Origin of the sequence: Sphingopyxis macrogoltabida (genome assembly GCF_001314325.1) — a bacterium.
Classification (GTDB): Bacteria; Pseudomonadota; Alphaproteobacteria; order Sphingomonadales; family Sphingomonadaceae; genus Sphingopyxis; species Sphingopyxis macrogoltabida.
Genome location: NZ_CP009429.1, coordinates 1,553,809 through 1,580,211, shown reverse-complemented (window position 1 = coordinate 1,580,211; position 26,403 = coordinate 1,553,809). Strand labels below are relative to the sequence as shown.

The following is a 26,403-nucleotide window of genomic DNA, read 5'->3' as shown; positions in this document are numbered from 1 at the left end:
GGGGCGACGGGGCCTACCGCTTCCGTCCCTTGTGCTTGATATTCGCCGGACGCCCGCGCTTGCCAACCATATGCTTCCCGGCCTTCTTTACCCCGTCACGGCGGGGCGGCCGGCCCCGAAAACCGCCCTCGGGCGCGTCGGGCAGTTCGAAACGCAGCGCGCCGCTGATCGGGTTGGCATCGAGCAGCCGCAGATCGAGCCGCTGGCCGACCGTATAACTCACGCGCCCGTGCTCGCTGTCGAGCGTCCGCGCCGCCTCGTCATAGAAAAAGCGCTCGCTGCCCAGCGTCGACACCGGGACCAGCCCGTCGCCGCCGAGCCCGTCGACCGTTGCAAAAAAGCCGAACGGCTGGACGCCGGTGATCCGCGCCGCGACGATCTCGCCGGTCTTGGTCGCCAGATAGGCGGCGACATAGCGGTCGACGGTCTCGCGCTCGGCCTCCATCGCGCGCCGTTCGAGCGCGCTGATCGCTTCGCCAATCCGCGACAGCCCCTTGCCGTCCTCGTCGCCGAGCCCCGTCCGCGCCGGGAGGTCCTTCGGTTTGCCGGGCACCTCGAGCTTGTATGAATCGACGAGCGCGCGGTGGACGATCAGGTCGGCATAGCGGCGGATCGGCGAGGTAAAATGCGCATAGCTGCCGAGCGCGAGGCCGAAATGACCGGCGTTGGCGGGGCCGTAATAGGCCTGTGTCTGGCTGCGCAGGATCGCCTGCATGATTTCGGGCAGGCGATCGTCTTCGGAAAAGCCGTCGATCAGGCGGTTGAACACCGCCGGCGTGATCACCTGCCCCAATGCGAAGCTCTGCTCGAAGGTTTCGAGATAGTCCTTGAGGCTGACCAGCTTCTCGCGGCTCGGCGGCTCGTGGATGCGGTACATCACTGGCGATTTCTTCGCTTCGAGCGCTTTCGCCGCCGCAACGTTCGCCGCGATCATATAATCCTCGATCAGCCGGTGCGCGTCGAGGCGGTCCCGCACCCGGATTTCGGCGATGCCTCCCTGTTCGTCGAGGATCACCTGCCGTTCGGGCAGTTCGAGGTCAAGCGGATCGCGCGCCGCGCGCGCTTTCGCGAGCAGCGTCCAGCTTGCCCAGAGGTTGCGGAGCGCCGGCAGGACATCGGCATCCCACCCCTCGCGGGGCTCGTCGGCGTCATAGGCCGCCTGCGCATGCTCATAGGCGATGTTGGCGCGCAGCCGGACGAGCGCGCGGGTGAAACGCCATGACGTCACCTTGCCGTGCCGGTCGATGACGAGGTGGCACGCCATCGCAGCACGGTCTTCCCCGGCCTTCAGCGAGCAGACGCCCGCCGACAGCGTTTCGGGCAGCATCGGGACGACCTGATCGGGGAAGTAGACGCTGTTGCCGCGCCGCCGCGCTTCACGATCGAGCGCGCCGTCGGGACGGACATAATAGCTGACGTCGGCGATCGCGACGATCGCGCGGAAACCGCCCTTGTTGCCCGGGTCCTCGTCGGGGACCGCCCAGACGGCATCGTCATGGTCGCGCGCATCGATCGGATCGATCGCGACGATCGGCAGGTCGCGCAGATCCTCGCGTCCGTCGGGGGTCAGCGGCAATTTCGCCGCGCGCTCCGCCTCGGCGAGCGTTTCGGGACCGAAGACATGCGGTATCTCGTGCCGCGCGATCGCGATCATGCTGAGCGACCGCGGCGCGAAGGGATCGCCGATGCGGTCGATAACCTTCGCCTTGATCGCCGGCCCGCGCCCGGTCAGTTCGGCGCGGACGAGATCGCCGATATCGGCATCGCCCTTGTCCGCGACGGCAAAATCGTAGCGCGCGCGCTTGTCGGCCGGGCGCAGCCAGACCATCGGCTTGCCGCCCGGCGACTTTTCCTCGACGAGCACCCCGATCACCATTTCGGCGCTTGCCTGCAACCGCTTCATCGGATGCGCGACATGGCCGCTGCCGCGTTCTTCGGTGCGCGCGAGGATACGGTCGCCGACGCCGAGCGCCCCTTTCCGCCCCTGCTCCATCACGCGGAGGCGCGGCGCCGGGCCGGCAGCCTCCCAGCGCTCGGGAACCGCCCACACGCTGCTGCCCTCGATCGCCGCGACGCGCAGCACGGTGACGCGTGGCAAGCCGCCATGCTTGTGAAAGGCGCGCCCGGGCGCCAGATCGACGAGCCCCTCGTCGGTCATGTCCTTGAGCAGCGCCTTCAGCGCGATCTTCTCGTTACCGTGCAGGCCGAAATATTTCGCAATCTCGCGCTTTCCGACCGCGTCCTTGCTCTCTTCGATAAAGCGGAGGATCTGGTCGGGGCTGGGCAAGCCAGCGGGTTTCGGCCGTTTCGCCAATTAATAGGTCCGCCCGATCAGCACCCGCTCCACCGCAGGCTCCCCGGTGAAAAAACAGGCGCCGTCGGCGGGCGCCGCATCGAGCGGCGTGTTGCGCATCGTCAGCTTCAATGCCTTCAGCTGCTCGACGATGCCGTCGAGCACCGCGCCGGTCGGCCGCGACCATTGCACTTCGACCCAGCCGGCGAACTTGTCGTCGCCGGCGTAATGCACCGCAAGATCGGTGACGTCGCGGCGGATGTTGGCGTACAGCCGTTCCTTCGCTTCGGCATAAAGATTGTCCTGAATCTCGCCAAGCGTCGCGACGGCCGCAGCGACGAACTCGTCTTTGCCGACAAACGCCGTGTTCAGCTTGCCGTCGTCCTTATAGAGGCGATCGCGGCGGATCACCGCGACATTGCCGCCGGCGACGTCGCGCGGGCCGATTTCGAGGATGATCGGCGCGCCCTTCTTGACCCAGCCCCAGCGCTTTGTCTGCGCCTTGTTGGCATTGGTGTCGAGCAGCACGCGCACGGGTTCGCGGAAGGCGTCGAGCGCCTTCAATTCCTTTTCGAGCGACGCGCAATAATCGAGGATCGCCGCATCCTCGTCATTGTCGCGCAGCATCGGCACGATGACGATCTGGTGCGGCGCAATCCGCGGCGGGCAGCGCAGGCCGTCGTCGTCGCCATGCGTCATGATCACCGCGCCGATCGTCCGCGTCGAGAAACCCCAGCTCACGGTGTGGCAAAGGCTGTGGCCGCCGTCCTTGTCCTGGAACCGGATGTTCGCCGCCTCGGCGAAGCCGGTGCCGAGATAGTGCGAGGTGCCGGCCTGCAAGGCCTTGCCGTCCTGCATCATCGCTTCGATCGAATAGGTCGCGGCGGCGCCGGGGAAGCGCTCGTTCTCGGGCTTTTCGCCCGCGATCACCGGCAGCGCGAGCGCTTCCTCGGCGACGGTGCGGTACAGTTCGAGCGCGCGCATCGTCTCGGCCAGCGCATCTTCCTTGCTGTCGTGCGCGCTATGCCCCTCCTGCCACAGGAACTCGGCCGTGCGCAAGAACATGCGGGTGCGCATTTCCCAGCGCACGACATTGGCCCACTGGTTGACGCGCAGCGGCAGGTCGCGCCAGCTCTGCACCCAGCGGCTCATCGCAGCGCCGATGACGGTCTCGGACGTGGGACGGACGATCAGCGGCTCTTCGAGCTTCGCGTCGGGATCGGGGATCAGCTTGCCCTTGCCGTCGCCGATCAGCCGGTGGTGCGTGACGACCGCCATTTCCTTGGCGAAGCCGTCGACATGGTCGGCCTCCTTCTCGAAGAAGGACAGCGGGATGAAGAGCGGGAAATAGCAGTTCTGGACGCCCATGTCCTTGATGCCTGCGTCCATGATCGTCTGGATGCGTTCCCAGATGCCATAGCCCCACGGCTTGATCACCATGCAGCCGCGCACCCCTGACTCCTCGGCGAGGTCGGCTTCGGCAATGACGTCCTGATACCAGGCCGCAAAGTCGGCCTGCCGGGTTACGCTGAGCGCATGCTTGATCATGATTTTCCGGTTTTCTGTCGTTGGGAGGCGGGAACGAAGCCCGCCGCTATTTCTTTTTCGCGAGTTCGGCCTTGAGCTCGGCAACTTCGGCCTTCAACGCGGCGATTTCGGCATCCTTGGCCTTGCCGCCGGCAGCGCCCGGCATGAACGCCCCCGCCGCCTGCTGGAACATTTCCATATTGCGCCGGGTAAGTTCGGCAAGCGGGTTGGAACCGAGCGCGCCTTCGAACGCCGAGCGGACGTCCTGCTGGTTCTTGCGAAAGGCGGTCATCGACGCTTCCAGATATTGCGGCACCATCGACTGCATCTTGTCGCCATACATGCCGATCAGGTGGCGCAGGAAATTGACCGGCAACAGCGTCTCGCCGCGGGTCTCTTCGTCCATGATGATCTGCGTCAGGACATTGTGCGTGATGTCGTCGCCGCTTTTCGCATCGACGACGCGAAATTCGCGGCCGTCGCGAACCATCGTGCCGAGATCCTCGAGTGTGATGTAGCAGCTACGCTCTGTGTCATAGAGGCGCCGGTTCGCGTATTTCTTGATCGTGACGACGTCGCCCTCTTCTGCCGATTTCGACCTCGCCATGCTGACCCGCGCTCCTGATGTTCCGACAATTGCGAATACCCTGTTTCAGAGGCATCGGCCGGAACCTTGATTGTGCAACGCGCGCAATAGCACCAATATATGATGCATCGCAACATGCGCTGCAGGGCTTCGGTATGGAAATATGGCAGCCGAGTCGCCTGCCCCCCGCCGACCGTCGACATTCTTGACGTGCCTACGCTGCCGACGTTCCCGGAAAAAATGGAACGAAAGGCGACAGAATGCCGGTTTTGGCAATTTCGTTTCAATAGAAACGTCATTCTGGACATTTTTATTGCCGCCATGGCCACGGCCACACAATTCATATCATTGTAAAGAAAGCAAATTACTCGAACAGGCGCGCCGCACGAGCGAGAGGTGTTGCCAAAATGGCACATCCATTCAATCTCGATAGTGGCCGCCCGGGAATTGGCCATCAAAGACTTGTGCCGCAGAAATTTTAGGTCTTTCTAAACCCCATGCCGTTCATCTGGTTTTTTGAACGGGCAACCGGGGAGTCATCAATGTTCAAAGCGCACCTGCTTCGGGGTGCCGCTGCGTTTGCAGTGGCAATTTCCGTCAGCCAACCAGTTTTCGCACAAGATACGGTCGACAGCATCGCCTGTACCGACGCTAACAATGACGGCGTCTGCGATTCCGATGCGACCAGCGGCGACGCGATCGTCGTCACCGGCTCGCGCATCCGCAAGAGCGAATTCAACAGCCCCGACCCGATCCAGGTCATCAGCCCGGACATCGGCCAGAAGCAGGGTCAGAACCAGCTTGCCGACCTCCTCCAGTCGTCGCCGATCGCTTCGGGCTCGATCCAGATCACCTCGTCGATCTCGAACGGTTTCGTCACCAATGGCGGCGCCGACGCCCAGACCATCTCGCTGCGCGGCCTCGGCGCCGAACGCACACTGGTGCTGCTGAACGGCCGCCGCGCCGGTCCCGCCGGCGTTCGCGGTGCGGTTGCCTCGTTCGACCTTAACGTGCTGCCGCTCTCGATCGTCCGTCAGGTCGAAATCCTGAAAACCGGCGCGTCGTCGATCTATGGTTCGGACGCGGTCGCCGGCGTCGTCAACATCCTGACCAAGGACAATGCCGACGGCTTCCAGGTCAGCGGCTTCTCGTCCGTCCCGACACGCGGCGGCGGTGAAACCTATGATATCAACCTGACCTACGGCAAACGCTTCGACCGCGGCCATATTCTTGCGACGGTCGATTATTTCCAGCAGGGCAACCTGCGTCGCCGTGACCGCAACTTCCTGAACTGTCAGGAAGAATATCTGACGTTCCAGGACGGCGGCCGCGCCGACATCGTCGACTTCCGGACCGGTCGGCCTGCCTGCAACGGCACGATCGGCAACCTGATCCTGACCAACAACGACTTCACCGGCCCGGGCTTCTCGCAAGGCCTGCTGGCTCCGAATGGTCAGCAGCTGTTCATTGGTCAATACGGCTCGAACCTCAGCCAGGTCGGCGTCTCGTACAATGATTTTGCGGGTCTGGGCGTTTATGCACCGGCCAACTTCTTCGGCCTGAACTTCGACGGTCCGTCAACCGGCGCGCTCAACCAGTATGAACCGCTGGAACAGATTTCGGACGTCTTCTCGAAGGTGTCGCGCATTACGGGCTATCTCGACGCCTCATACGAACTGACCGACAATATCGAAGTCTATACCGAATTGCTGTTCAACAACCGCAAGTCGTACAACAACGGCTTCCAGCAGCTGAACGTCACCCAGTTTACCGGCAATACCGACCTTGTTCCCTTCTTCTGCGCCCCCGCCCCGAACGGGCCCGGGAACCGCTTACAGGGCGACAATTGCGATTTCGGCGACGCGGGCGATCCGTTCAACTCGGAATTCGGCGGTAATTTCCTGCTTCGCCCGCTCGTCCTTGCCAAATCGGACTTCAGCACCGACGTCGACTATTATCGCGGCGTGCTTGGTTTTCGCGGCGATTTCGGTGGCTTCCTGCAGGGCTGGAACTGGGACATCTATGGCCAGTACAGTCGATCGGACGCCGACTATACGCAGGACGTGATTTTCCAGGATTCGCTCGATTCCCAAAGCTGGCGTACGCGTTCGTGCGTCGGTCTCACGACGCGGATCAACGGCCTGCCTTGCATCGACATCGACTTTACCGACCCCCGCGTCCTGCGCGGTGATTTCACGCCGCAGGAACGCGCGTTCCTGTTCGGTAAGGAAACCGGCAAGACGATCTTCACGCAAAAGTCTATCGAAGCCACCTTCTCGGGCAATCTGATCACGCTGCCCGCCGGTGACGTCGGCCTCGCTTTCGGCGCCCAGATCCGCCGCGACGCGATCAACGACACCCCGGGCGAATTTACGCTCGCCGGCAACGCCGCGCTGCGCACCTCGTCGGGCATCACCGCAGGCCACACGGTCAACAAGGAAATCTTCGGTGAAATCCAGATTCCCCTGATCTACGATACGCCGCTGATCCAGCGCCTGACGCTATCGGGTGCGGGCCGTTACACCGACGTCACGGCAACGCGCCGCGACGGGGTCAAGGACAGCTTCAGCGACGTGACCTGGAAGGCGGGCCTCGATTGGGAAGTCACCGACTGGCTGCGCTTCCGCGGCACTTGGGGCACTTCGTTCCGCGCGCCGGCGCTGTTCGAACTGTTCCTCGAGAACCAGACGGGTTTCCAGAACCAGCAGGACATCGACATCTGTATCGATATCGAAGACCAGCTGGAGCAGGGCAACATCAACCAGCGCATCTATGACAACTGCGTCGCGGCTGGCATTCCCACGGACTTCCAGGGCGCGACCGGTTCGGCCACCATCGTCTCCGGCGGCGGCATCGGAGTCCTGAAGCCCGAAACCTCGACGGCCAAAACGGTCAGCGTCGTCCTCACGCCCGACCTGTCGGGCCTGCTGTGGAGTGGCCTGCGCCTCAATCTCGCGGTCGATTATTTCGACATCAAGATTCGCGATGAAATCACGACGCTGGGTGCCACCAGCATCATCAACGGCTGTTACAATTCGGAATTCGGCCTCGATGATCCGCTCTGCGACCTCATCACGCGCGAAACCTCGGGTCCCGAGATCTACAACATTTCGCAGATCCTCGACACCTATGTGAATATCAACAAGCAGCGCAACAAGGGCATCGACGTCACGCTGCGCCTTGATCAGGACCTCGGCAATCTGGGATCGCTGACCTTCACCTCGCAGATGACCTGGCAGATCAAGGACACGATCGGCCTGTTCGACGGGTTCATCATCGACGACAATGGCGAAGCGGGCGATCCGAAGTGGGTCGGCGATTTCAACCTGTCGTGGGAAAAGGGGCCGTGGACGGTCTTTTATGGCATGGACGTCATCGGCGGCACGTCGAACGCGGCGGATCTGCTCGACACGCAGGGCTCCCCCTGCCGTACGTCGATCTTCCGTCCCGGTGGCCTCTATTGCCAGGACACGCGCCTGTCGCCGACCTTCTACCACTCGGCGTCGGTCACGCGCGAAATCGCGGACAAGTTTGCGATTACGCTCGGCGTAGCGAACATCTTCGACACCGCGCCGCCGCGCGCCTCGACCGTCCAAGCGGGTATCACCGCCATCGGTCAGGCTCCGGCATTCGGCTCGCAGTACGACTATTTCGGTCGCCGCGTGTTCCTCAACCTGCGCGGTAACTTCTAAGATTTCGCATCTTTGAAAAGAGAGGGGCGGCAGAGCGATCTGCCGCCCTTTTTTTGTTTTTGGTAACGCTGCAAGCCCGCCGAACTGCCGGCAGGAAGGCGGTCATGCCTCGGGATGACTACCCGGTGCCGACCACTCGCGCGCCCACCGCTGCCCCAGGCCGGTGAGCAATTCATATTGCGACAAGCCGCTGCGTTCGGCGGTCTCGGCAAGCGCATAGTCGAGCGTCAGCCAGTCACCCTCTTCGATCGCCCCGGCGTCGCTCGCATCGAACGCGACTAGGTCCATCGAGACGCGCCCCGCGAGCGGCAAGCGCCGCGTCTGCCAGCTCGCCGCGCCACTGCCGGCGTGGCAGCGCAGATAGCCGTCGGCATAACCCATGTTGGCGACCGCAACCCAGCCATCCTCCGCCGCGGTCCAGGTCGCGCCATAGCCGACCGTCTCGCCGGCGCGGACGCTGCGCACCTGCAGGACACGCGCTTCGGGAAAGAGGACCTGCCGGATGTGCCCGGCCGCCTCGGGGCGCGGGGTGCCGCCGTAGAGGGCAAGCCCCGGACGAGTGAGATCGAAAGCATAGTCGGTACCAAGGCACACCCCGGCGCTGTTCGCGAGGCTGTAGCGCCGCGCCGGAATCCGGCCTTTGAGCTCGCGAAATGCCGCGAGCTGCTGTCCGTTCTGCGCGCTATCCTCGTCGGCCGAGGCGAGATGGCTGAGCAAGGTTTCGATCGCGAGCCCGTCGAGCGCGCCACCAAGCGCTTCCTCGACGCGCAGCCCGAGGCGGTTCATGCCCGTGTCGACCATGACGTCGCACGGCCGTCCCTCGCCCGCCGCCCGCCAGCGCGCGACCTGCCGGAAGCTACCGAGCACCGGACGCGCCGGAAGCGTTTTCGCGGCGATCATGTCGGCCTCCCCGACCCCGTGCAGCACCGACAGCGAGACGCCCTCCACGAGCGGCATCAGCGCCGCCGCCTCCGCCCAGCTCGCCACGAAAAAATCGCGGCATCCCGCGGCGACAAGATGGTGCATCACCTCGCGCGCGCCGAGCCCATAACCATCGGCCTTGAGCGCCGCGCCGCACGCCGCCGCGCCGCCCTGCGCCGCAAGCCAGCGCCAATTGGCGACAAGCGCCTCGCGGTCGAGGCGGAGGCGGAGCGGCGACGGGATGTTGATCATATCCAGCTCTTAGCCAGCTTTGCCATAGCCGCCAATCGGAAGCTCTATTGGCCTGTCCCCGCCAGTATCCTGCGCGCGATCACGGTGCGTCGATCGCGGTCGGCAAGGTCGCGCCAACCCTCGGGCAGTTGGCGAAATTGTTCCAGTTCCTGTTGCATGAAAGGCGCTGCGCGCAATTCGGCGACGAGATCGGCCAACGGCGATTCAGCCTTTTCGGTCCGAAAAAAGCTTTCGATCCCAACATGCGGCCAGGGACTATCCATCTGCTTCGTCAGAAAGTCCCTGAACCACGCCTTGTCCGCGATGCAGCGGCGATAGCGAAATTCGATGCTCTCATTCGACGGAATATGAAAGATGCCTCGGCTTGGAATATCCTCGTCGAACAGCCCGGAGACCATCTTGGCTGCCTCGTCGGCGCGTCCAAGGCTGTGGAGAGCACAGCTTCTGATCCAGTCGAACTGCCGATGACTTCCTTCGACACCACGCGGCCCCGCCATCTGCGCAAAGAGGGCCTTGGCTTGGTCCACGGCGACGAGCGCCGCCTCGGCCCGCCTAGTTTCGGCTAGGATGGCGGCCCGATTGATCGTGCCGTTTATTCGATAGGTCGGCTCGATCATCGGATTGTTTTCCAGCCCGGAAAACACGGCGATCGCCTCTTCATACCGTTTGCTGCGGTGCAATATGATGCCGCGCCGCAATTCCAGGCCAACGAAGCAAAAATTCTCCCGGCCGAACAAGCGGCCCTTTGCGTCGGGTTCAGGCATTGCCTTTCGCAACAGCGCGACGGCCTCGTCGGTCAGTCCCCAATGGCTTAGCGTCTTGGCTTCAGCGACCGATTGCCGCCCCGCCGCGTCGAGCGCGGACGACAGCGTATCGGGCGCGGCAGGGCCCTGTTCGATGGCGGCGGCGCGGGCTTTGCGCGTCTGCAACGAACGCGTGACATAAAGCTGTCCGTCCTCGCCACCATAAGCGATGATGACCGGCCAGAAATCGCTGTACCGGCGATCGCTGAGCAAAGCCGCGACAGCATCGGGCGCATCGATCAACGGATCAAATTGTTCGAGTTCGATCGCCGGGACCCTTACCGCCAGGCGCAGCCCGGCAACCGCATCATTCTCGATACAATATGTCAGGGGGAATATATGCGAGCCAAAGCCGACCGATCCCCCGCGGCATGCGTGATCGAGAGAGTTGGCGGCGGATCCCGGCGGGTCGATCTTAACGACCGGTGCGGGCGGCGTGACCGCTTCAGGCACCTGTCCGGCAGCAGACGCGGCCCATGCCAGCGCCGCGACCAGCGAAAGAAGCCGTCTCATGCCGCGTTCTTGTCCCATTGCCCCTCGACCGGGTCCTTGAGCATGAACGCCGTGACCAGAAAAGCGACGAGTACCACGGCCCATGTGTACCACAGCCCGGCATAGGCGTTACCGGTCTTGGCGATGATGAAGCTGGCGATCAGCGGCAGGAAACCACCGAAATAGCCGGTACCCAGATGATAGGGGATCGACAGCGACGAATAGCGCACGTGCGGCGGGAAAATCTCCGAGAGCAACGCCGCGACGGGCCCGTAGGTGAAGCCCGAAAGCGCGCTGAGCCCGAGGAGCGCCGCGAGGATCACCGCGATCCCGAGCGGCCCCGGGATCTGTTTCTCGAAATCATAACCCATCGCCTCGAGCGCGGGCTTCAGCACCGCCGGATCTTCGCCCGCGACTTCGCGCGCGCCGATCGTCACCTTGACGCTGTCGAACGCGCTGCCGCTCGCGACGACGGTATAGGGCACGCCGAGCTTGGTCAGCTCGCCAAGCGTCTTGCCGCACGCCGTTTCCTGTTTCGATGCGAAGGGGTCGAAGCTGCACTTCGACCCGGTCACCACGACCGGCGCCCTTTCGGCCGCCGCGGTGAGCGCGGGGTTGGCGACGGCACCCATCAACCAGAACAGCGGGAAGAGCAGCACCAGCGTGACGCCATAACCCCAGACGATCGGCTTCTTGCGCCCGATCCGGTCGGACAGCCGCCCCGCCCAGAGGAAGAAGCCCATGCCGAGCGCGGCGGCGAGGCCGACGATGATCTCGGCGGCGGTATCGTCGATCTTCATCGGCCCTTTCAGGAACGACAGGCCGGAGAACATCGCGGTGTACCAGATCACCGTCAGCCCCGCCGCGATCCCGAACAGCGCGATGAAGATGCGGCGCGGGTTGCCCGGATAGGTGAAGCTTTCCTTCAGGGGATTCTTCGCCAGCTCGCCTTCCTGCTTCATCGCCTGGAACACCGGGCTTTCCGAAAGCTTGAGCCGCATCCACAGCGAAATGGCAAGGAGCAGGATCGACAGCAGGAAGGGCACCCGCCACCCCCAGCTTTCCCACACCGCATCGGGCATCAGCGCCTTGCACCCGAGCACGACGATCAGGCTCAGCACAAAGCCACCGACGACGCTCGCCTGGATGAAGCTGGTATAGAAACCGCGCTTTTCGGGCGGCGAATGTTCGGCGACATAGACGGCGGCGCCGCCATATTCGCCGCCGAGCGCCAGTCCCTGCAACACCCGCAGCAGGATGACGATGATCGGCGCGACAATGCCGATCGTCGCCGCCGACGGAATCAGGCCGACGCCGGCGGTCGCGACACCCATCAGCGTGACGGTGACGAGGAAGGTATATTTGCGCCCGAGCCGGTCGCCGAGAAAACCGAACAGCACCGCACCGAGCGGGCGGAAGCCGAAGCCGACCGCAAAGCCGGCCCAGACGAGCAGCACTTCGAGCGTCGCATTGTCGCTGGGAAAGAAAGCCTTGCCGATGATCGCCGCCAGCGTGCCGTAGATGAAGAAATCATACCATTCGAAGATCGTTCCCGCCGAGGAGGCGGCGATGACCATGCGGATGTCCTTCGCGGTCGGCTGGTAAACCGCGCCATGGTCGGCGACGGCGGCTGCGTCGGTCATAAATTCTCCCCTGCCCCCATCCCAACCGGATGCGGGCTTTGCGCCATCTCTAGCCGCCGCGCATCGCCGCGCAAGCCTTCTTGGCGTAGCGTCATTCCGGTGGCAGACTGCAAATATGCAGTTCATCGACCTTTCGATCCCGATCACCAACCATGTCGTCTCCGACCCGCCGGTGATGCGCCCGCAGATCACTTACATGACCCACGAAAATACGTGGGAGCAGATCGCGATGTTCTTTCCGGGCCTGACCAAGGCCGACCTGCCCGACGGCGAAGGCTGGGCGGTCGAGAGTCTGACGCTCAGCACCCACAATGGCACCCACATGGATGCGCCCTGGCATTTCCATTCGACCACCGACAGCGGCGCGAGCGCCGCGCCGAGCATCGACGAGGCGCCGCTCGATCTGTTCTTCCGCCCCGGGGTAAAGCTCGATTTCTCCGACCGTCCGGCGGGCCACGTCGTCAGCGGCGCCGAGGTGGAAGCCGAACTCGCGCGGATCGGGCACGACCTCCAGCCGCTCGATATCGTGCTCGTCCAGTCGGGCGCGATCTACGGCACTGATAATTTCACCGATCAGGGCTGCGGCATGGGCGCCGAAGCGACGCTCTATCTCACGACACGCGGCGTCAAGGTCGTCGGCACCGACGCATGGAGCTGGGACGCCCCGTTCAGCCACACCGCGCGCCGCTGGGCCGAAACGCGCGATCCGTCGATCATCTGGGAAGGCCATAAGGCGGGGCGGATCAAGCCCTATTACCAGATCGAAAAGCTGACGAACCTCGCCGCCCTGCCGCCAAGCGGCTGGACGCTCAGTTGCTTCCCGGTGAAGATCGAACGCGCGAGCGCGGGCTGGATCCGTGCGGTGGCGCTGATCGACGCCTAACCTTAAAGGTTCACGGTCGCCAGCAGCCAAAGCGTCCATCCGCCGAGCGCCAATAACGTTATCCACGTAGCTGCGACGCCGATCTGCCGCGTCACCGGCGGCTTTCCGGGCTCGACCGGTGCGTGAAGCCCGACGATATGCGCGATGCGACCGATCACAAACAGCGCCCCGAACGCCATCAGCACCATATGGTTTGCGCGGGCGCTTTCGAGGAGCCCCAGCAGGATGACGACGATCGGGGCGTGCTCGGCAAGATTGCCGTGCGCGCGGCTGGCGCTGATCAGCCGCGCGTCGCCATGGTCGCCGAAAGCGGCGCCGAGGCGCAGGCGCTGACGCACGGTCATCACCGCCGTCAGCAGGAGCAGCAGCGCGCAAACCGCCGCAACGAACGCGGTTACGGGTAATGTCATGATTCCCTCTCCCTCTGTTTCGCGCACTATAGCCCGGCGCTGTCGTTCGTCGAACGCCGCTGGCAAGTTGCCATGGAGACCTTACGCGTCAGCGCGAGAATATCTACCGGAGCAGCATCCATGACCATCGCCGAGGCGACCCCCGATTTCGAGGCGGACCGCAACGACCGTGCCTTCCTCGGACATCCGAAAGGCCTCGGCTATCTCGCCTTCGTCGAGGGCTGCGAGCGCTTCTCCTATTATTCGATGCAGACGCTGCTCGTGCTCTACATGGTCAAATATCTGCTGCTTCCCGAAAATGCCGCGGGCGTGATCGGGCTCGACTGGGTGAAGAATTTCTACGGGCTCGACGGCCAGCCGCTCGCCTCGCGGCTGTTCGGCGACTATACTTCGCTCGTCTATCTGACCCCGATCGTCGGCGGGCTGATCGCCGACCGCTGGCTCGGGCGCCGTACGACCTTGATCCTCGGCGGGCTGGTCATGGCGCTCGGCCATTTCCTGATGGCGTTCGAAGGCAGCTTCCTCTTCGCCCTCGTCGCGCTGATCGTCGGGGTCGGGCTGTTCAAGGGTAATATCGCGAGCCAGGTCGGCGAACTTTACGGTCCGAACGACCTCCGCCGCGCGATGGCGTTCCAGATCTTCTACATCGCGATCAATGTCAGCGTCATCGCCGCGCCGCTCGTCGCCGGCACGCTCGGCGAGAAGGTGAGCTGGCACTGGGGGTTCGGCACCGCGGGCGTCGTGATGGTCATCGGCCTCATCCTCTACATCATGGCCAAGCCGTGGCTTCCCGCCGACAATCTACCGTCGAAGGCAAAGGCCGAGGGCGCCGCGGCCGCCGAACCGATGTCACGGCAGGACTGGCTGCGCGTCGCCGCGGTCCTGCTGCTCGTCCCCGTGCTTGCGACCGCGCTGCTCACCAATCAGGAGATTTTCAACGCCTATCTGGTCTGGGCCGACCAGCATTTCCAGCTCACCTTCTTCGGCCAGACGCTGCCGACGAGCTGGATGATCACGATCGACGCCACGGCGAGTTTCAGCATGCTCGTCGCGGTCGCGGCCTTCTACGTCTGGTACGGCAAGCGCTATCGCGAGCCAGACGAGCTCGGCAAGATGATCATCGGCAGCCTGTTCTCGATCGCTGGCGGCCTCTGCCTCGTCATGGCCGCGGCGACGCAGGGCGACGGCAAGATCGGGCTGTTCTGGCCGCTGATGTTCCACCTGCTCAACAGCATCGGCTTCGCGCATATCATGCCGGTCAGCCTCGCGCTGTTCACCAAGCTCGCGCCCCGCGCGCTCAACGCGACGATCATCGGCATCTATTATCTCGCCTTTTTCGGCGCGAACTATGCGGTCGGGACAGTCGGCGGCTGGTATTCGTCGATGCCGACCACCGCCTTCTGGCTGTTCCACGTCGCGACCGCCGTCGTCGGCCTGATCGCCTTCATATTGTTCAAGCTGTTCCTCGCGAAGCGCCTGATGGGCGACCCCGCCGCCACCTGATCAAAAGAGGCGCGACCCGTCGGGCACCGCGCGGTCGGGTGCAAACAGGATGACCGCGCCTTCTTCGTCGGCAAAGCCAAGGGTCAGCACTTCGGACATATATTTGCCGATCTGGCGCGGCGGAAAGTTGACGACCGCCGCGACCTGCCGCCCCGGCAGTTCGTCGAGACTGTAGCGGTCGACGATCTGCGCGCTGCTCTTCTTCACCCCGATCGCGGGGCCGAAATCGATCTTCAGCTTGAAGGCGGGCTTGCGCGCCTCGGGAAAGGGCTCGGCCGCAACGATCGTCCCGACGCGGATGTCGACGCGGAGGAAATCGTCGAAGGCGATCGGGTCGGCCGCGGGGGCGTCGTTGTCGTGGTTCAGATGCATCTATCGGACTCCGTCATTGCGACCCCTGCGAAAGCCGGGGGAAGCAATCTCCAGCGATCGGGCATCTGCTCCCGGCAACCGGAGATTGCTTCGCGCTACGCTTCTCGCAAGGACGAGAAGCTCCTTATTCCATCTCCAATATCACCGCATCGACCGCCAGGCTGTCGCCCTGCGCGGCGTTGACCGTCTTCACCGTTCCCGATTTTTCGGCGCGCAGGATATTCTCCATCTTCATCGCCTCGACCGTCGCGAGCGGCTGGCCCGCCTCGACCGCGTCGCCCTCACCGACATGCAGCGCGACGAGCAGGCCCGGCATCGGGCAGATGAGGAATTTGGAGAGATCGGGCGGGATCTTCTCGATCATATGGCTCGCCAGCGGCGCGACGTGCCACGGCAGGACGCGCACGTCGTGGATGCGCCCGCGCGTCGTCATGCGCCAGCCGGTGCGCGTCTTCGCGACCTTCACCGCCAGCTCGCTATCGCCGATTTCGGCCACGACCAGCTTGTCGCCGGGCGTATATTCGAGCGCGATGTCGACCTTCTCGCCATCGACCTTGATATGCTTGTGGCCGAGCTTGACCTTGTGCGCGGCGGCGCCGACGGTGACCTGCCATTTCGCGGGCGGGTCGAGCCGGTCGCCGAGCTGGCCGTCGGTGCGGCGGGCGCGGTCGGCCTCGGCGCTCGCCATGAAGCCGGCGATCGCGGCGAGGGTGCGGACGATGTCCTCGTCGGTGTCGGCGCCGTGGAAGCCCTCGGGATATTCCTCAGCGATGAACCCCGTCGTCAGTTCGCCCGAGCGGAAGCGCGGATGCTGCATGATCGCCGAGACGAAATCGATATTATGGCCCAGCCCTTCGAGTTCGAACCGGTCGAGCGCCGCAATCTGCAGGTCGGCGGCCTCGTCGCGCGTCTTGCCCCAGGTGACCAGCTTGGCGATCATCGGGTCATAGAAGATCGACACCTCGCCACCCTCTTCGACGCCCGCATCGACGCGCACGCCGTCGACACCGCGCTCGTCGCCCTTCCACGCCGGAACCGGCGTGCGATAACGCACGAGCCGCCCCGTCGAAGGCAGGAAGCCCCGATACGGGTCTTCGGCATAGACGCGGTTCTCGATCGCCCAGCCGTCGATCTTGATGTCGTCCTGCGTGAGTTCGAGCTTCTCGCCCGCCGCGACGCGGATCATCTGTTCGACCAGATCGATACCGGTGATCGCTTCGGTCACCGGATGCTCGACCTGCAGGCGGGTGTTCATTTCGAGGAAGTAGAAGCTCTCGCCCGTCGGATCGGCGCCCGACACGATCAGCTCGACCGTGCCGGCGCTGTAATAGCCGACCGCCTTGGCGAGCGCGACGCACTGTTCGCCCATCGCCTTGCGCATTTCGGGCGAGACGAACGGCGACGGCGCTTCCTCGACGACCTTTTGATGGCGCCGCTGGATGCTGCATTCGCGTTCGTTGAGGTAAAGCGTGTTGCCGTGCTGGTCGCCGAGAATCTGGATCTCGATGTGGCGCGGGTTGAGGATGAACTTCTCGATGAACACACGGTCGTCGCCGAAGCTGTTGAGCCCTTCGCGCTTCGTTGCCTCGAAGCCCTCGCGAACGTCCTTCTCGTCATAGGCAAGCCGCATGCCCTTGCCGCCGCCGCCGGCGGAGGCCTTCATCATCACCGGATAGCCGATCTCGTTCGAAATCTCGACCGCATGTTCGGTGTCGCGGATCTCGCCGACGAAACCGGGGACGACGTTGACCCCCGCTTCCTTCGCAAGCTTCTTCGACTCGATCTTGTCGCCCATCGCAGCGATCGCATTCACCGGCGGGCCGATGAAGGCGATGTTTTCCTTGGCGAGCGCTTCGGCGAAGCTCGTGCGTTCCGACAGGAAGCCATAGCCCGGGTGCACCGCCTCGGCGCCGGTCGCCTTGCACGCCGCGATGATCTTGTCGGCGATCAGATAGGATTCGGATGCCGGCGACGCACCGATATGCACCGCCTCGTCCGCCATCTGCACGAAGGGCGCGCGCGCGTCGGCGTCCGAATAGACGGCGACGGTCGCGATGCCCATGCGGCGCGCGGTCTTGATGACGCGGCAAGCGATTTCGCCGCGGTTGGCGATCAGGATCTTCTTGAACATGGGGATCAATATTCCTCGATGAGGGACTTCAGTTGCGCGGTGCGCGCTTCGGTGAGTTGGGTCTGGCAGCCGCTGATGACCATCGGTTCGGCCGAGCCGCCGCGCATCGCATAGCCTTCGCTGGCGCAATGCTGGTCGCGGTACGTCAGCCAGGCGCGCTGCGCGGCGAGCAGCGTGTCGAAAAAGCCCGGGCGATTGTCAGTGCTGCGGTCGAGTTCGCGATCGCGCTCCTTCATCCGCGCGGCGGTGACCTTCCACTGCGCATTCATCGCTGCGTCGGCGCGCTCATAGTCCTTGTAGGCGCAGGCGTTGAGCTCGAATTGCGCCATCGCATTGTCGCAATCGATTACGGGCTCCTGCGCCGCCGCGGCCATCGCCAAAAGCGTCGCGAAAATCACTCCGCCGCCTCCGGCATGCAGCCCTGACGCATCGGCTCTTCGCTGACCATCGGCTTCAGGCCGAGCTTGGCGAAGAGCGCGGCATCCTTGCTGTCGCCCGCATTGGCGGTGGTCAGGAGCTTGTCGCCGGTGAAGATGCTGTTGGCGCCCGCCATGAAGCACAGCGCCTGCGTCGCATCCGACATGCTTTCGCGGCCTGCCGACAGGCGGATCATGCTCATCGGCATGGTGATGCGTGCCACCGCGACGGTGCGCACGAATTCGATGTCGTCGATCGCCGCGAGCGGCGTATCGGCGAGCATGTCGCCGAGCACGGTACCCTTCACCGGGACCAGCGCGTTGATGGGCACGCTGCCCGGATGCTCGGGCAGTGTGGCCAGCGCGTGGATGAAGCCGACGCGGTCGGTACGGTTTTCGCCCATGCCGAGGATGCCGCCGCTGCACACGTTGATGCCCGCGCTGCGCACTTCCTCCAACGTGTCGAGCCGTTCCTGGAAAGTCCGCGTCGTGATGACATTGCCGTAATTTTCGGGGCTCGTGTCGATATTATGGTTGTAATAGTCGAGCCCTGCGACCGCGAGGGTCTGCGCCTGCTCCTTGCTGAGCATGCCCAGCGTCATGCAGGTTTCCATGCCCATCTGGCGCACGCCCTCGATCATCTCGACGATCGCGGGCATGTCGCGGTCCTTGGGGTTGCGCCATGCGGCGCCCATGCAGAAACGCTGCGATCCCGAATCCTTCGCCTGCGCCGCCGCCTGCAGCACCGCGCGGACGTCCATCAGCTTGGTCGCCTTGAGCCCGCTGTCGGCGTGCTTCGACTGCGAGCAATAGCCGCAATCCTCAACGCACCCGCCGGTCTTGATGCTGAGCAGCGTACAGAGCTGGACCTCGCCGCGCGCATGATGGCGGCGGTGGACGCCCTGCGCCTCCCACATCAGCTCGTCGAACGGCAGGTCGAACAATTCGGCGATTTCCGCGCGCGTCCAGTCGGTGCGCGACAGGCCGTCTTGTTCGGTGGGATGGGACAGGGTCATGAGGGACAACCTTCTTCTGGAGCTAGTTGCAGAAACGCTGGCGCGCTGCGGCGTAAAATTCGATCGGCGGCGTTTCGCCTGACATCGGTTCGTAATTGCCGTCGGCCCACGCCTTGCGATCGGCATAAGGGATGGTGACCTGCCGGCGTTCGGCGGCATCGCCATAGGTGCCGACGTCATAGAGGGTGAAATCGATATCGGCTTCGGCATCGGCGCAGTTGATGCGCATGACGCCCTTGTTCACATATTTCTCGGCGGTTTCGAAATAGATGTCGCGCCACGGTCCGTCGGACGCTTCGAGCCGCCCGAACCAGTTGGTGAAATAATATTCGATGTCCTGCTTGTAGAGATGCTCGACCGTCACGCCGGAACGATATTCGCTCGGCTGGCTGGCATCCTTCGCCGCAACGGGCGAGGCGGCCGCGAGCAGCGCCAGCGCGGCGAGAAGTGCCCGCACGCTCACGCCGCCCCCTCCAGCGCCTGCGCCAGATCGGCGATGATGTCGTCGATATGTTCGATCCCCACCGACACGCGCACGACGTCGGGTCCCGCGCCGGCCTCGACCAGCTCGGCTTCGGAAAGTTGGCTGTGCGTCGTCGAGGCAGGATGGATGATCAGCGAACGCGTATCGCCGAGGTTCGCGAGATGGCTGAACAGCTTGACCGAGGACACGAGTTTGACCCCCGCCTCGTAGCCGCCCTTGAGCCCGAAGGTGAACACCGACCCGCCGCGGCCGCCCAGATATTTGTGCGCCAGCTCATGATAGGGACTGTCGCGCAGCCCGGCATAGGACACCCAGCTCACCGCGGGGTGGCCCTGCAGCCATTTCGCGAGCGCGACGGCATTGCTGCAATGCCGCTCCATGCGCAGCGCCAGCGTTTCCATGCCGGTGAGCGCGAGGAAAGCGTTCATCGGCGCCAGCGCCGGGCCAAGGTCGCGCAGGCCGAGCGTCCGCGCGGCAAGGATGAAGGCCAGATTACCGAAAGCCTCGGTGAACTTCAGCCCGTGATAGGACGCATTGGGTTCGCTCAGCGTCGGATATTTGCCGCCCTTCGCCCAGTCGAACGACCCGGCATCGACGATCACCCCGCCGATCGCATTGCCATGGCCGTTGAGGAATTTGGTTGTCGAATGGACGACGATGTCGGCGCCATGCTCGATCGGGCGGCAGAGGATCGGCGTCGCCATCGTATTGTCGACGATCAGCGGCACCCCGGCATCGTGCGCGACCCGGGCGATCGCCTCGATATCCTGCACCACCCCGCCCGGGTTGGCGAGGCTTTCGATGAAGACGGCGCGCGTCTTGTCGTTGATCGCCGCGGCGACATTGCCCGCATCGTCGGCGTCGACGAACTGCGTCGTCCACGCCATCTTGCGAAAGCTCTGGCCGAGCTGGTTGAGCGACCCGCCATAGAGCTTCTTCGCCGCGACGATCTCGCAGCCCGGTTCCATCAGCGTGTGGAAGGCCAGGAATTGCGCGGCATGCCCCGACGCCACCGCCAGCGCCGCCTGCCCGCCTTCGAGCGCCGCGATCTTGCCTTCGAGCGCGCCGTTCGTCGGGTTCATGATCCGGGTGTAGATATTCCCGAATTCCTGCAGGTTGAACAGCCGCGAGGCGTGCTCGACATCGTCGAACACATAGGATGCCGTCTGATAGATCGGCGTGATCCGCGCTTTCGTCGTCGGGTCGGGCTGGGTTCCGGCATGAACCGCGGCCGTTTCGGGCTTCATGTCAGTCATTCCTTCCCCCTGCCTGTCCGCTCAGGCACCGACGCGATAGGTAAGCGCAAGTTGCTGTGCCGGGATCGTCGGGCCGAAATAATAGGACACGCTATGGGCCTTGCCGTTGACATGCCATTCCCAGCGCATCCCGCCGTCATAGACGACGCGGACCGGCGGCAGGCCGAGCGCCCGGTCCAGTCCCTTTTCGATCGCCGTCGCGACCGTCTCTCGGTCGCTTTCGCCGGCGCTGAGCGCCGCGTCGAAATCGCATTGCGTCGGCGCCGAGCGGGTCACGACTGTCCGGTCGGAACGCCAGCGATCATCGTCGGCGCGCTCATAGCCGAAATCGCTCTTGGCGACGGCATATTCGAAGCGCTTGGCGCTTGGAAAGATCGACAGGCACAGATCGTCGAACTCGGCGACCGCCCGGTCCAGACCGGTCACCGCCAGCCCCCCCGAAGCTTCGGTCGTCGCGCCAGCAGGCGAAACGCCTACCACAGCAAGGGTCAATGCAAAGAGAAACCGCTTTTTCATGTCAAAGCCTCCTCCATCACCGGGGGCATGTTGTGCCCCAACAAACGCAGCACGTCGGCCGCGCACTCTACCACATTGCTGCCGGGACCATAAATCCCCTGCACGCCGGCATCGCGCAGATATTGATAATCCTGCGGCGGAATGACCCCGCCCGCGATCACTTTGATGTCGCTGCGCCCCGCTTCCTTCAATTTGCCGATCAGTTCGGGGATCAGCGTCTTGTGCCCGGCGGCGAGGCTCGAAGCACCGACCACGTCGACGCCGCTGTCGAGCGCGAGCACGACGGTTTCCTCGGGTGTCTGGAACAGCGGTCCCGACACGACGTCGAAACCCATGTCGCCGAACGCCGAGGCGATGATGTTCGCGCCGCGATCATGGCCGTCCTGCCCCATCTTGGCGACAAGCAGTTTCGGCTTGCGGCCCATCCGGCGTTCGACCGCGGCGACGCCGTCGAGCACCTGCTGCCAGCGGTCGTCACCCTCGTAGGGCGCGGCATAGACGCCCTTCACCGGGGTCGGCTGGGTGCCGTAACGGTCGAAGCTTTCCTCCATCGCCGACGAGATTTCGCCGAGCGTCGCGCGGGCGCGGGCGGCTTCCACCGCGTGCGCCAGCAAATTATTCTCGATCGACTGTTCGCCCGCCGCGGCGTCGCGCAGCGCCTTCAACGCCGCCTGACACGCCGCCTCGTCGCGGCCCGCCTTGGTCTTGTTGATCCGCGCAATCTGCGCCTCGCGGACCTTGGTGTTGTCGACCTCGAGCGTCTCGAGCAGGTCTTCGTTGGCGAGGCGATATTTGTTCACCCCGACAATGACATCGTCGCCACGGTCGACGCGCGCCTGACGGGCGGCGGCCGCCGTCTCGATCATCGCCTTCGGCCAGCCGGCGGCGACGGCCTTGGCCATCCCGCCTTCCTTTTCGACGCGCTCGATGATCTCCCACGCCTTGTCGACCAGCTCCTGCGTCAGCGCCTCGACATAATAAGAGCCGCCGAGCGGGTCGACGACCTTGGTCATCCCCGTCTCTTCCTGGATGACGATCTGGGTATTGCGCGCGATGCGCGCCGAGAAGTCGGTCGGCAGCGCGATCGCTTCGTCGAGCGCATTGGTGTGCAGCGACTGCGTGCCGCCCAGCATCGCGGCCATCGCCTCGATCGTCGTGCGCATGACGTTGTTGTAGGGATCCTGCTCGGTGAGCGAGACGCCCGACGTCTGACAGTGGGTGCGCAGCATCTTCGACCGCTCGTCCTTGGCGCCGAGATTGGTCATCACGCGGTGCCACAGCACGCGCGCGGCACGCAGCTTGGCGATCTCCATGAAGAAGTTCATGCCGATCGCGAAGAAGAAGCTGAGGCGCCCGGCGAACTTGTCGATGTCGAGCCCGCTCGCGACGCCGTAGCGGACATATTCGGCGCCATCGGCAATCGTGAAGGCCAGCTCCTGCACCTGCGTCGCGCCGGCTTCCTGCATATGATAGCCGCTGATCGAGATGCTGTTGAACTTCGGCATCTCGCGGCTGGTATAGCCGAAGATGTCCGAGATGATCCGCATGCTCGGTTCGGGCGGGTAGATGTAGGTGTTGCGGACCATGAACTCCTTGAGGATGTCGTTCTGGATCGTGCCGTCGAGCAATTTACGCTCGACCCCCTGCTCCTCGCCCGCAACGATGAAGAAGGCGAGGATCGGGATCACCGCGCCGTTCATCGTCATCGATACCGACATCTGGTCGAGCGGAATGCCGTCGAACAGGATCTTCATATCCTCGACGCTGTCGATCGCGACGCCCGCCTTGCCGACATCGCCGACGACGCGCGGATGGTCGCTGTCATAGCCTCGGTGCGTCGCAAGGTCGAAAGCGACCGACAGGCCCTTCTGCCCCGCCGCGAGGTTCCGGCGATAGAAGGCGTTCGATTCCTCGGCGGTCGAAAAACCCGCATATTGCCGGATCGTCCACGGCCGCCCCGCATACATCGACGCGCGCACACCGCGCGTGAAGGGCGCGAAACCGGGCAGCCCCGGATCGGTCTTCACATCCTCGGCCGTGTAGAGCGGCTTGACGTCGATCCCCTCGGGCGTCGCCCAGGTCAGGTCCTTGCCCTTCACTTCCTTGTCGGCGGCGGCGGCCCATTGGTCGAGGGTCGGTTTGTCGGTCATATGCAGTCTCGTTCCAAATTTCCTCTTCCACCGGGAGAGGATACGAAGCCTCGGCCGTAGGCCTAGGCGGAGTTGGTGAGGGTCTCTGCCCTCTCGATAGCTTCCATCCCCTCACCCAGCTTCGACTAAGCGCCTTGGGCGCCAAGTCTTCGCAACCCTCTCCCGATGGGAGAGGGGGGAAATGGGCCTAATGCCCCTTCGGCGTTTCCATAATCTCGGTCAGCACCCCACCCATATCCTTGGGATGGAGGAAGAAAATCAGTGTCCCGTGCGCCCCGATGCGCGGCTCGCCCAGCACCCGCTTGCCCATCGCCTCGAACTCGGCCTTCGCGGCATGAATGTCGGGCACTTCGTAACACATATGATGCTGCCCTCCTGCAGGGTTCTTTTGCAGGAAACCGGCGATCGACGCATTACCCGGCAGTGGTTCGATCAACTCGATCTGTGTGCCGTTCAGCGCGCCATCGGCGCCCGGCGTATCGACGAAGCACACCTTCACGCCCTGCTCGGGCAGGTCGAAGGGTTCGTGAATCTGCGTCGCCCCCATCACATCGCGATAAAAGACGATGCTGTCGGCAATCGACGGCGTCGCAACGCCGATATGGTTGAGGCTACCCAGTTTCATTCCATTCTCCTCAGCAACCCGGAACCTGGTCCTTGCCGACCAGCTCGTACTTGCCGTTGTTGAGCACATATTCCTGCTTGAAAGACCGCGTGCCGGTGTAGGCGACGGTGAAGCTCTTGTCGGGTACCGCGGCAGCGATCTTGCCCTCATATTCCTGTTCGGTCTGGCCGAGACCCGCGCCCGAACTCATCCCGTCGGTAAAGCTGCCGCGATCGACCGGGCCGTCGGGGGCCAATTCGGTCACCGCGGCGGAGCCGATCGCGCAGCCCTGCCAAACGCCGCCGCCCGCCGTGATCAGATAGGGATTACGCCCGAGCAGGCTCGAAAAGGCCCAGCTCGTCGCGCCGTTGCCGACGGTCCCCGTCGCGCCGAGACCGATCCACTCGCCCTGCTTCACCCAGCCGTCGGGGCTCGATTTCAGATAGTGGATCGCGTTCAGACCGCCTTCGCTGTGTCCTGCCTCGTCGAGCGACCCGACGCTGAGCAGCACTCCGGTGTTGTTTTCGAGCAGATGGATGGCGACCGGGCGGAAATGATAGCTCCGCTCGTCGATCGTCCGCGCCGCCTCGGGCTCGGCCCCCTTGGGCAGGCCGAAGGCGGTACGGAACGCCAGATCGATCGTCGCATCTTCCTCGTCGCCGAGCGTGATCGGGAAAGCCTCGGGCTTTTCACCGACCGGCGTGTCGGGATCGAAAGCCGACGCCGCGGGCGACACAAGCCCCGACAGGGCGATAACAGCGGCAAGAACGGATTTACGCATCTCGAAACCTCATTTGATAGTCGAACATCGCGGCCGCGCTTTCGGGCCGCGATCCCTAACTACCTCATCTGCGAGGAAATTTTAGTGCTCGCTGTCACAACGGGATATTGTCGTGCTTCTTCCACGGATTTTCGAGGCTCTTGTTCCGGAGCTTGCGAAGGCCGATCGCGATCCGCTTGCGCGTGTTGTGCGGGTGGATGACCTCGTCGATATAGCCGCGCGATGCCGCAACGAACGGGTTGGCGAAGCGGTCTTCATATTCCTTCGTCCGCTCGGCGATCTTTTCGGGGTCGCCGATGTCGCTGCGGAAGATGATCTCGACCGCGCCCTTCGCGCCCATCACCGCGATCTCGGCGGTCGGCCAGGCATAGTTGAGGTCGCCGCGCAGATGCTTCGACGCCATCACGTCATATGCCCCGCCATAGGCCTTGCGCGTGATCACGGTGATCTTGGGCACCGTCGCCTCGGCATAGGCAAACAGCAGCTTCGCGCCATGCTTGATGATGCCGTTATATTCCTGCGCCGTGCCGGGCAGGAAGCCCGGGACATCGACGAAGGTGATGATCGGGATTTCGAACGCGTCGCAGAAGCGGACGAAACGCGCCGCCTTCTTCGACGAATTGATGTCGAGCACGCCCGCCAGCACCATCGGCTGGTTCGCAACGATCCCGATCGTGCGGCCTTCGATGCGCCCAAAGCCGCAGATGATGTTCGCGGCGTGCGCCGGCTGCACCTCGAAGAAATCGCCCTCGTCGACCGTTTTGCGGATCAGCTCGTGCATGTCGTAGGGCTGGTTCGCGTTCGGCGGGATCAGCGTGTCGAGGCTGGGCTCGGCGCGGTCGTACGGATCGCTCGTCGGACGCACCGGAACGCCGCTGCGGTTGTTCTCGGGCAGGTAATCGAAGAAATCGCGCGCCGCGAGCAGCGCCTCGATGTCGTTCTCGAACGCATTGTCGGCGACCGAGCTTTTCGTCGTGTGGGTGATCGCGCCGCCAAGCTGTTCCTGCGTCACCACTTCGTTGGTCACCGTTTTGACCACGTCAGGCCCGGTAACGAACATATAGCTGCTATCCTTCACCATGAAGATGAAGTCGGTCATCGCCGGGCTGTAAACCGCGCCGCCCGCGCAGGGGCCCATGATCAGGCTGATCTGCGGCACGACACCGCTGGCGAGGACGTTGCGCTGGAACACCTCGGCATAACCGCCCAGCGAAGCAACGCCTTCCTGAATACGCGCGCCGCCGCTGTCGTTCAGGCCGATGACCGGCGCGCCGACCTTCATCGCATTGTCCATGACCTTCATGATCTTCTCGGCGTGCCGCTCCGACAGCGAGCCACCGAAGACGGTGAAGTCCTGGCTGAAGACATAGACGAGGCGGCCGTTGATCGTGCCGCTGCCGGTGACGACACCGTCGCCCGGAACCTTCTGGTCCTGCATCCCGAAATCGGTGCAATTATGCTCGACATAGGTGTCGAGCTCCTCGAACGACCCTTCGTCGAGCAGCACGTCGAGCCGCTCGCGCGCGGAGAGCTTGCCCTTGCTGTGCTGCGCATCGATGCGCTTCTGCCCGCCCCCCAGAGCGGCGGCGGCGCGACGGCGTTCCATTTCGGCGATGTTGGCGGACATGCTTCTCTCCGGATAATATCGAGCGCGCCATCTGCCCCCGCACGC

General features: G+C 64.0%; 21 protein-coding genes. 3 read left to right on the top strand and 18 right to left on the bottom strand.

Annotated elements, in window-relative coordinates; all coding sequences use genetic code 11:
• Nucleotides 1-13: 13 nt before the first annotated feature.
• Genes LH19_RS07860 through phaR form a run of 3 tightly spaced genes read right to left on the bottom strand, consistent with a single transcriptional unit; the run spans nucleotide 14 to nucleotide 4,427 of the window.
• Nucleotides 14-2,314: a ribonuclease R family protein gene (locus tag LH19_RS07860; RefSeq protein WP_054726788.1), complete on the bottom strand. Its 2,301-nt coding sequence runs from the start codon at nucleotides 2,312-2,314 to the stop codon at nucleotides 14-16.
• Nucleotides 2,315-3,841, bottom strand: coding sequence for a proline--tRNA ligase (gene proS, locus LH19_RS07855; RefSeq protein WP_054726786.1), 1,527 nt, complete (start codon nucleotides 3,839-3,841; stop codon nucleotides 2,315-2,317).
• 46 nt (nucleotides 3,842-3,887) lie between these two features.
• Complete coding sequence (gene phaR / locus LH19_RS07850; RefSeq protein WP_054726785.1) at nucleotides 3,888-4,427, bottom strand: polyhydroxyalkanoate synthesis repressor PhaR; 540 nt, start codon at nucleotides 4,425-4,427, stop codon at nucleotides 3,888-3,890.
• Between the two features lie 521 nt (nucleotides 4,428-4,948).
• Here phaR and LH19_RS07845 point away from each other — a divergent pair.
• Nucleotides 4,949-8,098, top strand: a complete 3,150-nt coding sequence (locus LH19_RS07845) for a TonB-dependent receptor domain-containing protein (RefSeq protein WP_054726782.1) — start codon at nucleotides 4,949-4,951, stop codon at nucleotides 8,096-8,098.
• Between the two features lie 102 nt (nucleotides 8,099-8,200).
• On the opposite strand, the gene alr is transcribed toward LH19_RS07845, so the two are convergent.
• From alr to LH19_RS07830, 3 genes are all read right to left on the bottom strand, one after another.
• Complete coding sequence (alr, locus tag LH19_RS07840; protein WP_054726780.1) at nucleotides 8,201-9,271, bottom strand: alanine racemase; 1,071 nt, start codon at nucleotides 9,269-9,271, stop codon at nucleotides 8,201-8,203.
• Between the two features lie 44 nt (nucleotides 9,272-9,315).
• Nucleotides 9,316-10,035: a hypothetical protein gene (locus LH19_RS28540; RefSeq protein WP_145923418.1), complete on the bottom strand. Its 720-nt coding sequence runs from the start codon at nucleotides 10,033-10,035 to the stop codon at nucleotides 9,316-9,318.
• Nucleotides 10,036-10,583: 548 nt separating this feature from the next.
• Nucleotides 10,584-12,209 (bottom strand): MFS transporter, encoded by a 1,626-nt coding sequence (locus LH19_RS07830; RefSeq protein WP_054726764.1) that lies wholly within the window; start codon nucleotides 12,207-12,209, stop codon nucleotides 10,584-10,586.
• A gap of 115 nt (nucleotides 12,210-12,324) precedes the next feature.
• Here LH19_RS07830 and LH19_RS07825 point away from each other — a divergent pair, with 115 nt between their 5' ends.
• Entirely contained in the window at nucleotides 12,325-13,092 is a 768-nt protein-coding gene (locus LH19_RS07825; protein ID WP_054726761.1) for a cyclase family protein, read from the top strand.
• 2 nt (nucleotides 13,093-13,094) lie between these two features.
• Here LH19_RS07825 and LH19_RS07820 read toward each other — a convergent pair whose 3' ends face one another.
• Complete coding sequence (locus tag LH19_RS07820) at nucleotides 13,095-13,502, bottom strand: MAPEG family protein (protein WP_054726759.1); 408 nt, start codon at nucleotides 13,500-13,502, stop codon at nucleotides 13,095-13,097.
• Between the two features lie 120 nt (nucleotides 13,503-13,622).
• Here LH19_RS07820 and LH19_RS07815 point away from each other — a divergent pair, with 120 nt between their 5' ends.
• Nucleotides 13,623-15,005 carry a peptide MFS transporter gene (locus LH19_RS07815; RefSeq protein ID WP_054726755.1) on the top strand — a complete coding sequence of 461 codons (1,383 nt, stop codon included), beginning with the start codon at nucleotides 13,623-13,625 and terminating at the stop codon, nucleotides 15,003-15,005.
• Here the strand turns inward: LH19_RS07815 and LH19_RS07810 are convergent, their stop codons facing one another.
• The 11 genes from LH19_RS07810 to LH19_RS07760 all read right to left on the bottom strand — a co-directional run bounded on the left by LH19_RS07810 (nucleotide 15,006) and on the right by LH19_RS07760 (nucleotide 26,358).
• Nucleotides 15,006-15,377, bottom strand: coding sequence for a tRNA-binding protein (locus LH19_RS07810; RefSeq protein ID WP_054726752.1), 372 nt, complete (start codon nucleotides 15,375-15,377; stop codon nucleotides 15,006-15,008).
• Nucleotides 15,378-15,501: 124 nt separating this feature from the next.
• Entirely contained in the window at nucleotides 15,502-17,508 is a 2,007-nt protein-coding gene (locus LH19_RS07805) for an acetyl-CoA carboxylase biotin carboxylase subunit (RefSeq protein ID WP_054726749.1), read from the bottom strand.
• A gap of 5 nt (nucleotides 17,509-17,513) precedes the next feature.
• The gene (locus LH19_RS07800) at nucleotides 17,514-17,906 is read right to left on the bottom strand and encodes a lysozyme inhibitor LprI family protein (RefSeq protein WP_234716110.1); all 393 of its coding nucleotides are present in this window, start codon (nucleotides 17,904-17,906) and stop codon (nucleotides 17,514-17,516) included.
• Complete coding sequence (bioB, locus tag LH19_RS07795; RefSeq protein ID WP_054726746.1) at nucleotides 17,903-18,940, bottom strand: biotin synthase BioB; 1,038 nt, start codon at nucleotides 18,938-18,940, stop codon at nucleotides 17,903-17,905. The genes LH19_RS07800 and bioB overlap by 4 nt, the downstream gene beginning before the upstream one ends.
• Before the next feature lie 22 nt (nucleotides 18,941-18,962).
• The gene (locus tag LH19_RS07790) at nucleotides 18,963-19,403 is read right to left on the bottom strand and encodes a hypothetical protein (RefSeq protein ID WP_054726743.1); all 441 of its coding nucleotides are present in this window, start codon (nucleotides 19,401-19,403) and stop codon (nucleotides 18,963-18,965) included.
• Complete coding sequence (locus tag LH19_RS07785; RefSeq protein WP_054726740.1) at nucleotides 19,400-20,680, bottom strand: O-acetylhomoserine aminocarboxypropyltransferase; 1,281 nt, start codon at nucleotides 20,678-20,680, stop codon at nucleotides 19,400-19,402. The genes LH19_RS07790 and LH19_RS07785 overlap by 4 nt, the downstream gene beginning before the upstream one ends.
• A 21-nt stretch (nucleotides 20,681-20,701) precedes the next feature.
• Nucleotides 20,702-21,196 (bottom strand): hypothetical protein, encoded by a 495-nt coding sequence (locus tag LH19_RS07780; RefSeq protein ID WP_054726737.1) that lies wholly within the window; start codon nucleotides 21,194-21,196, stop codon nucleotides 20,702-20,704.
• A complete protein-coding gene (scpA, locus tag LH19_RS07775) occupies nucleotides 21,193-23,346 on the bottom strand; it encodes a methylmalonyl-CoA mutase (protein WP_054726735.1) in 2,154 nt (717 codons plus the stop codon). Before scpA ends, LH19_RS07780 begins: the two co-directional genes overlap by 4 nt.
• Before the next feature lie 187 nt (nucleotides 23,347-23,533).
• Nucleotides 23,534-23,971, bottom strand: coding sequence for a methylmalonyl-CoA epimerase (mce, locus tag LH19_RS07770; protein ID WP_054726733.1), 438 nt, complete (start codon nucleotides 23,969-23,971; stop codon nucleotides 23,534-23,536).
• Between the two features lie 10 nt (nucleotides 23,972-23,981).
• Nucleotides 23,982-24,731 (bottom strand): hypothetical protein, encoded by a 750-nt coding sequence (locus tag LH19_RS07765; RefSeq protein WP_054726731.1) that lies wholly within the window; start codon nucleotides 24,729-24,731, stop codon nucleotides 23,982-23,984.
• Nucleotides 24,732-24,825: 94 nt separating this feature from the next.
• Nucleotides 24,826-26,358: an acyl-CoA carboxylase subunit beta gene (locus LH19_RS07760; protein ID WP_054726729.1), complete on the bottom strand. Its 1,533-nt coding sequence runs from the start codon at nucleotides 26,356-26,358 to the stop codon at nucleotides 24,826-24,828.
• Between the last annotated feature and the right edge of the window lie 45 nt (nucleotides 26,359-26,403).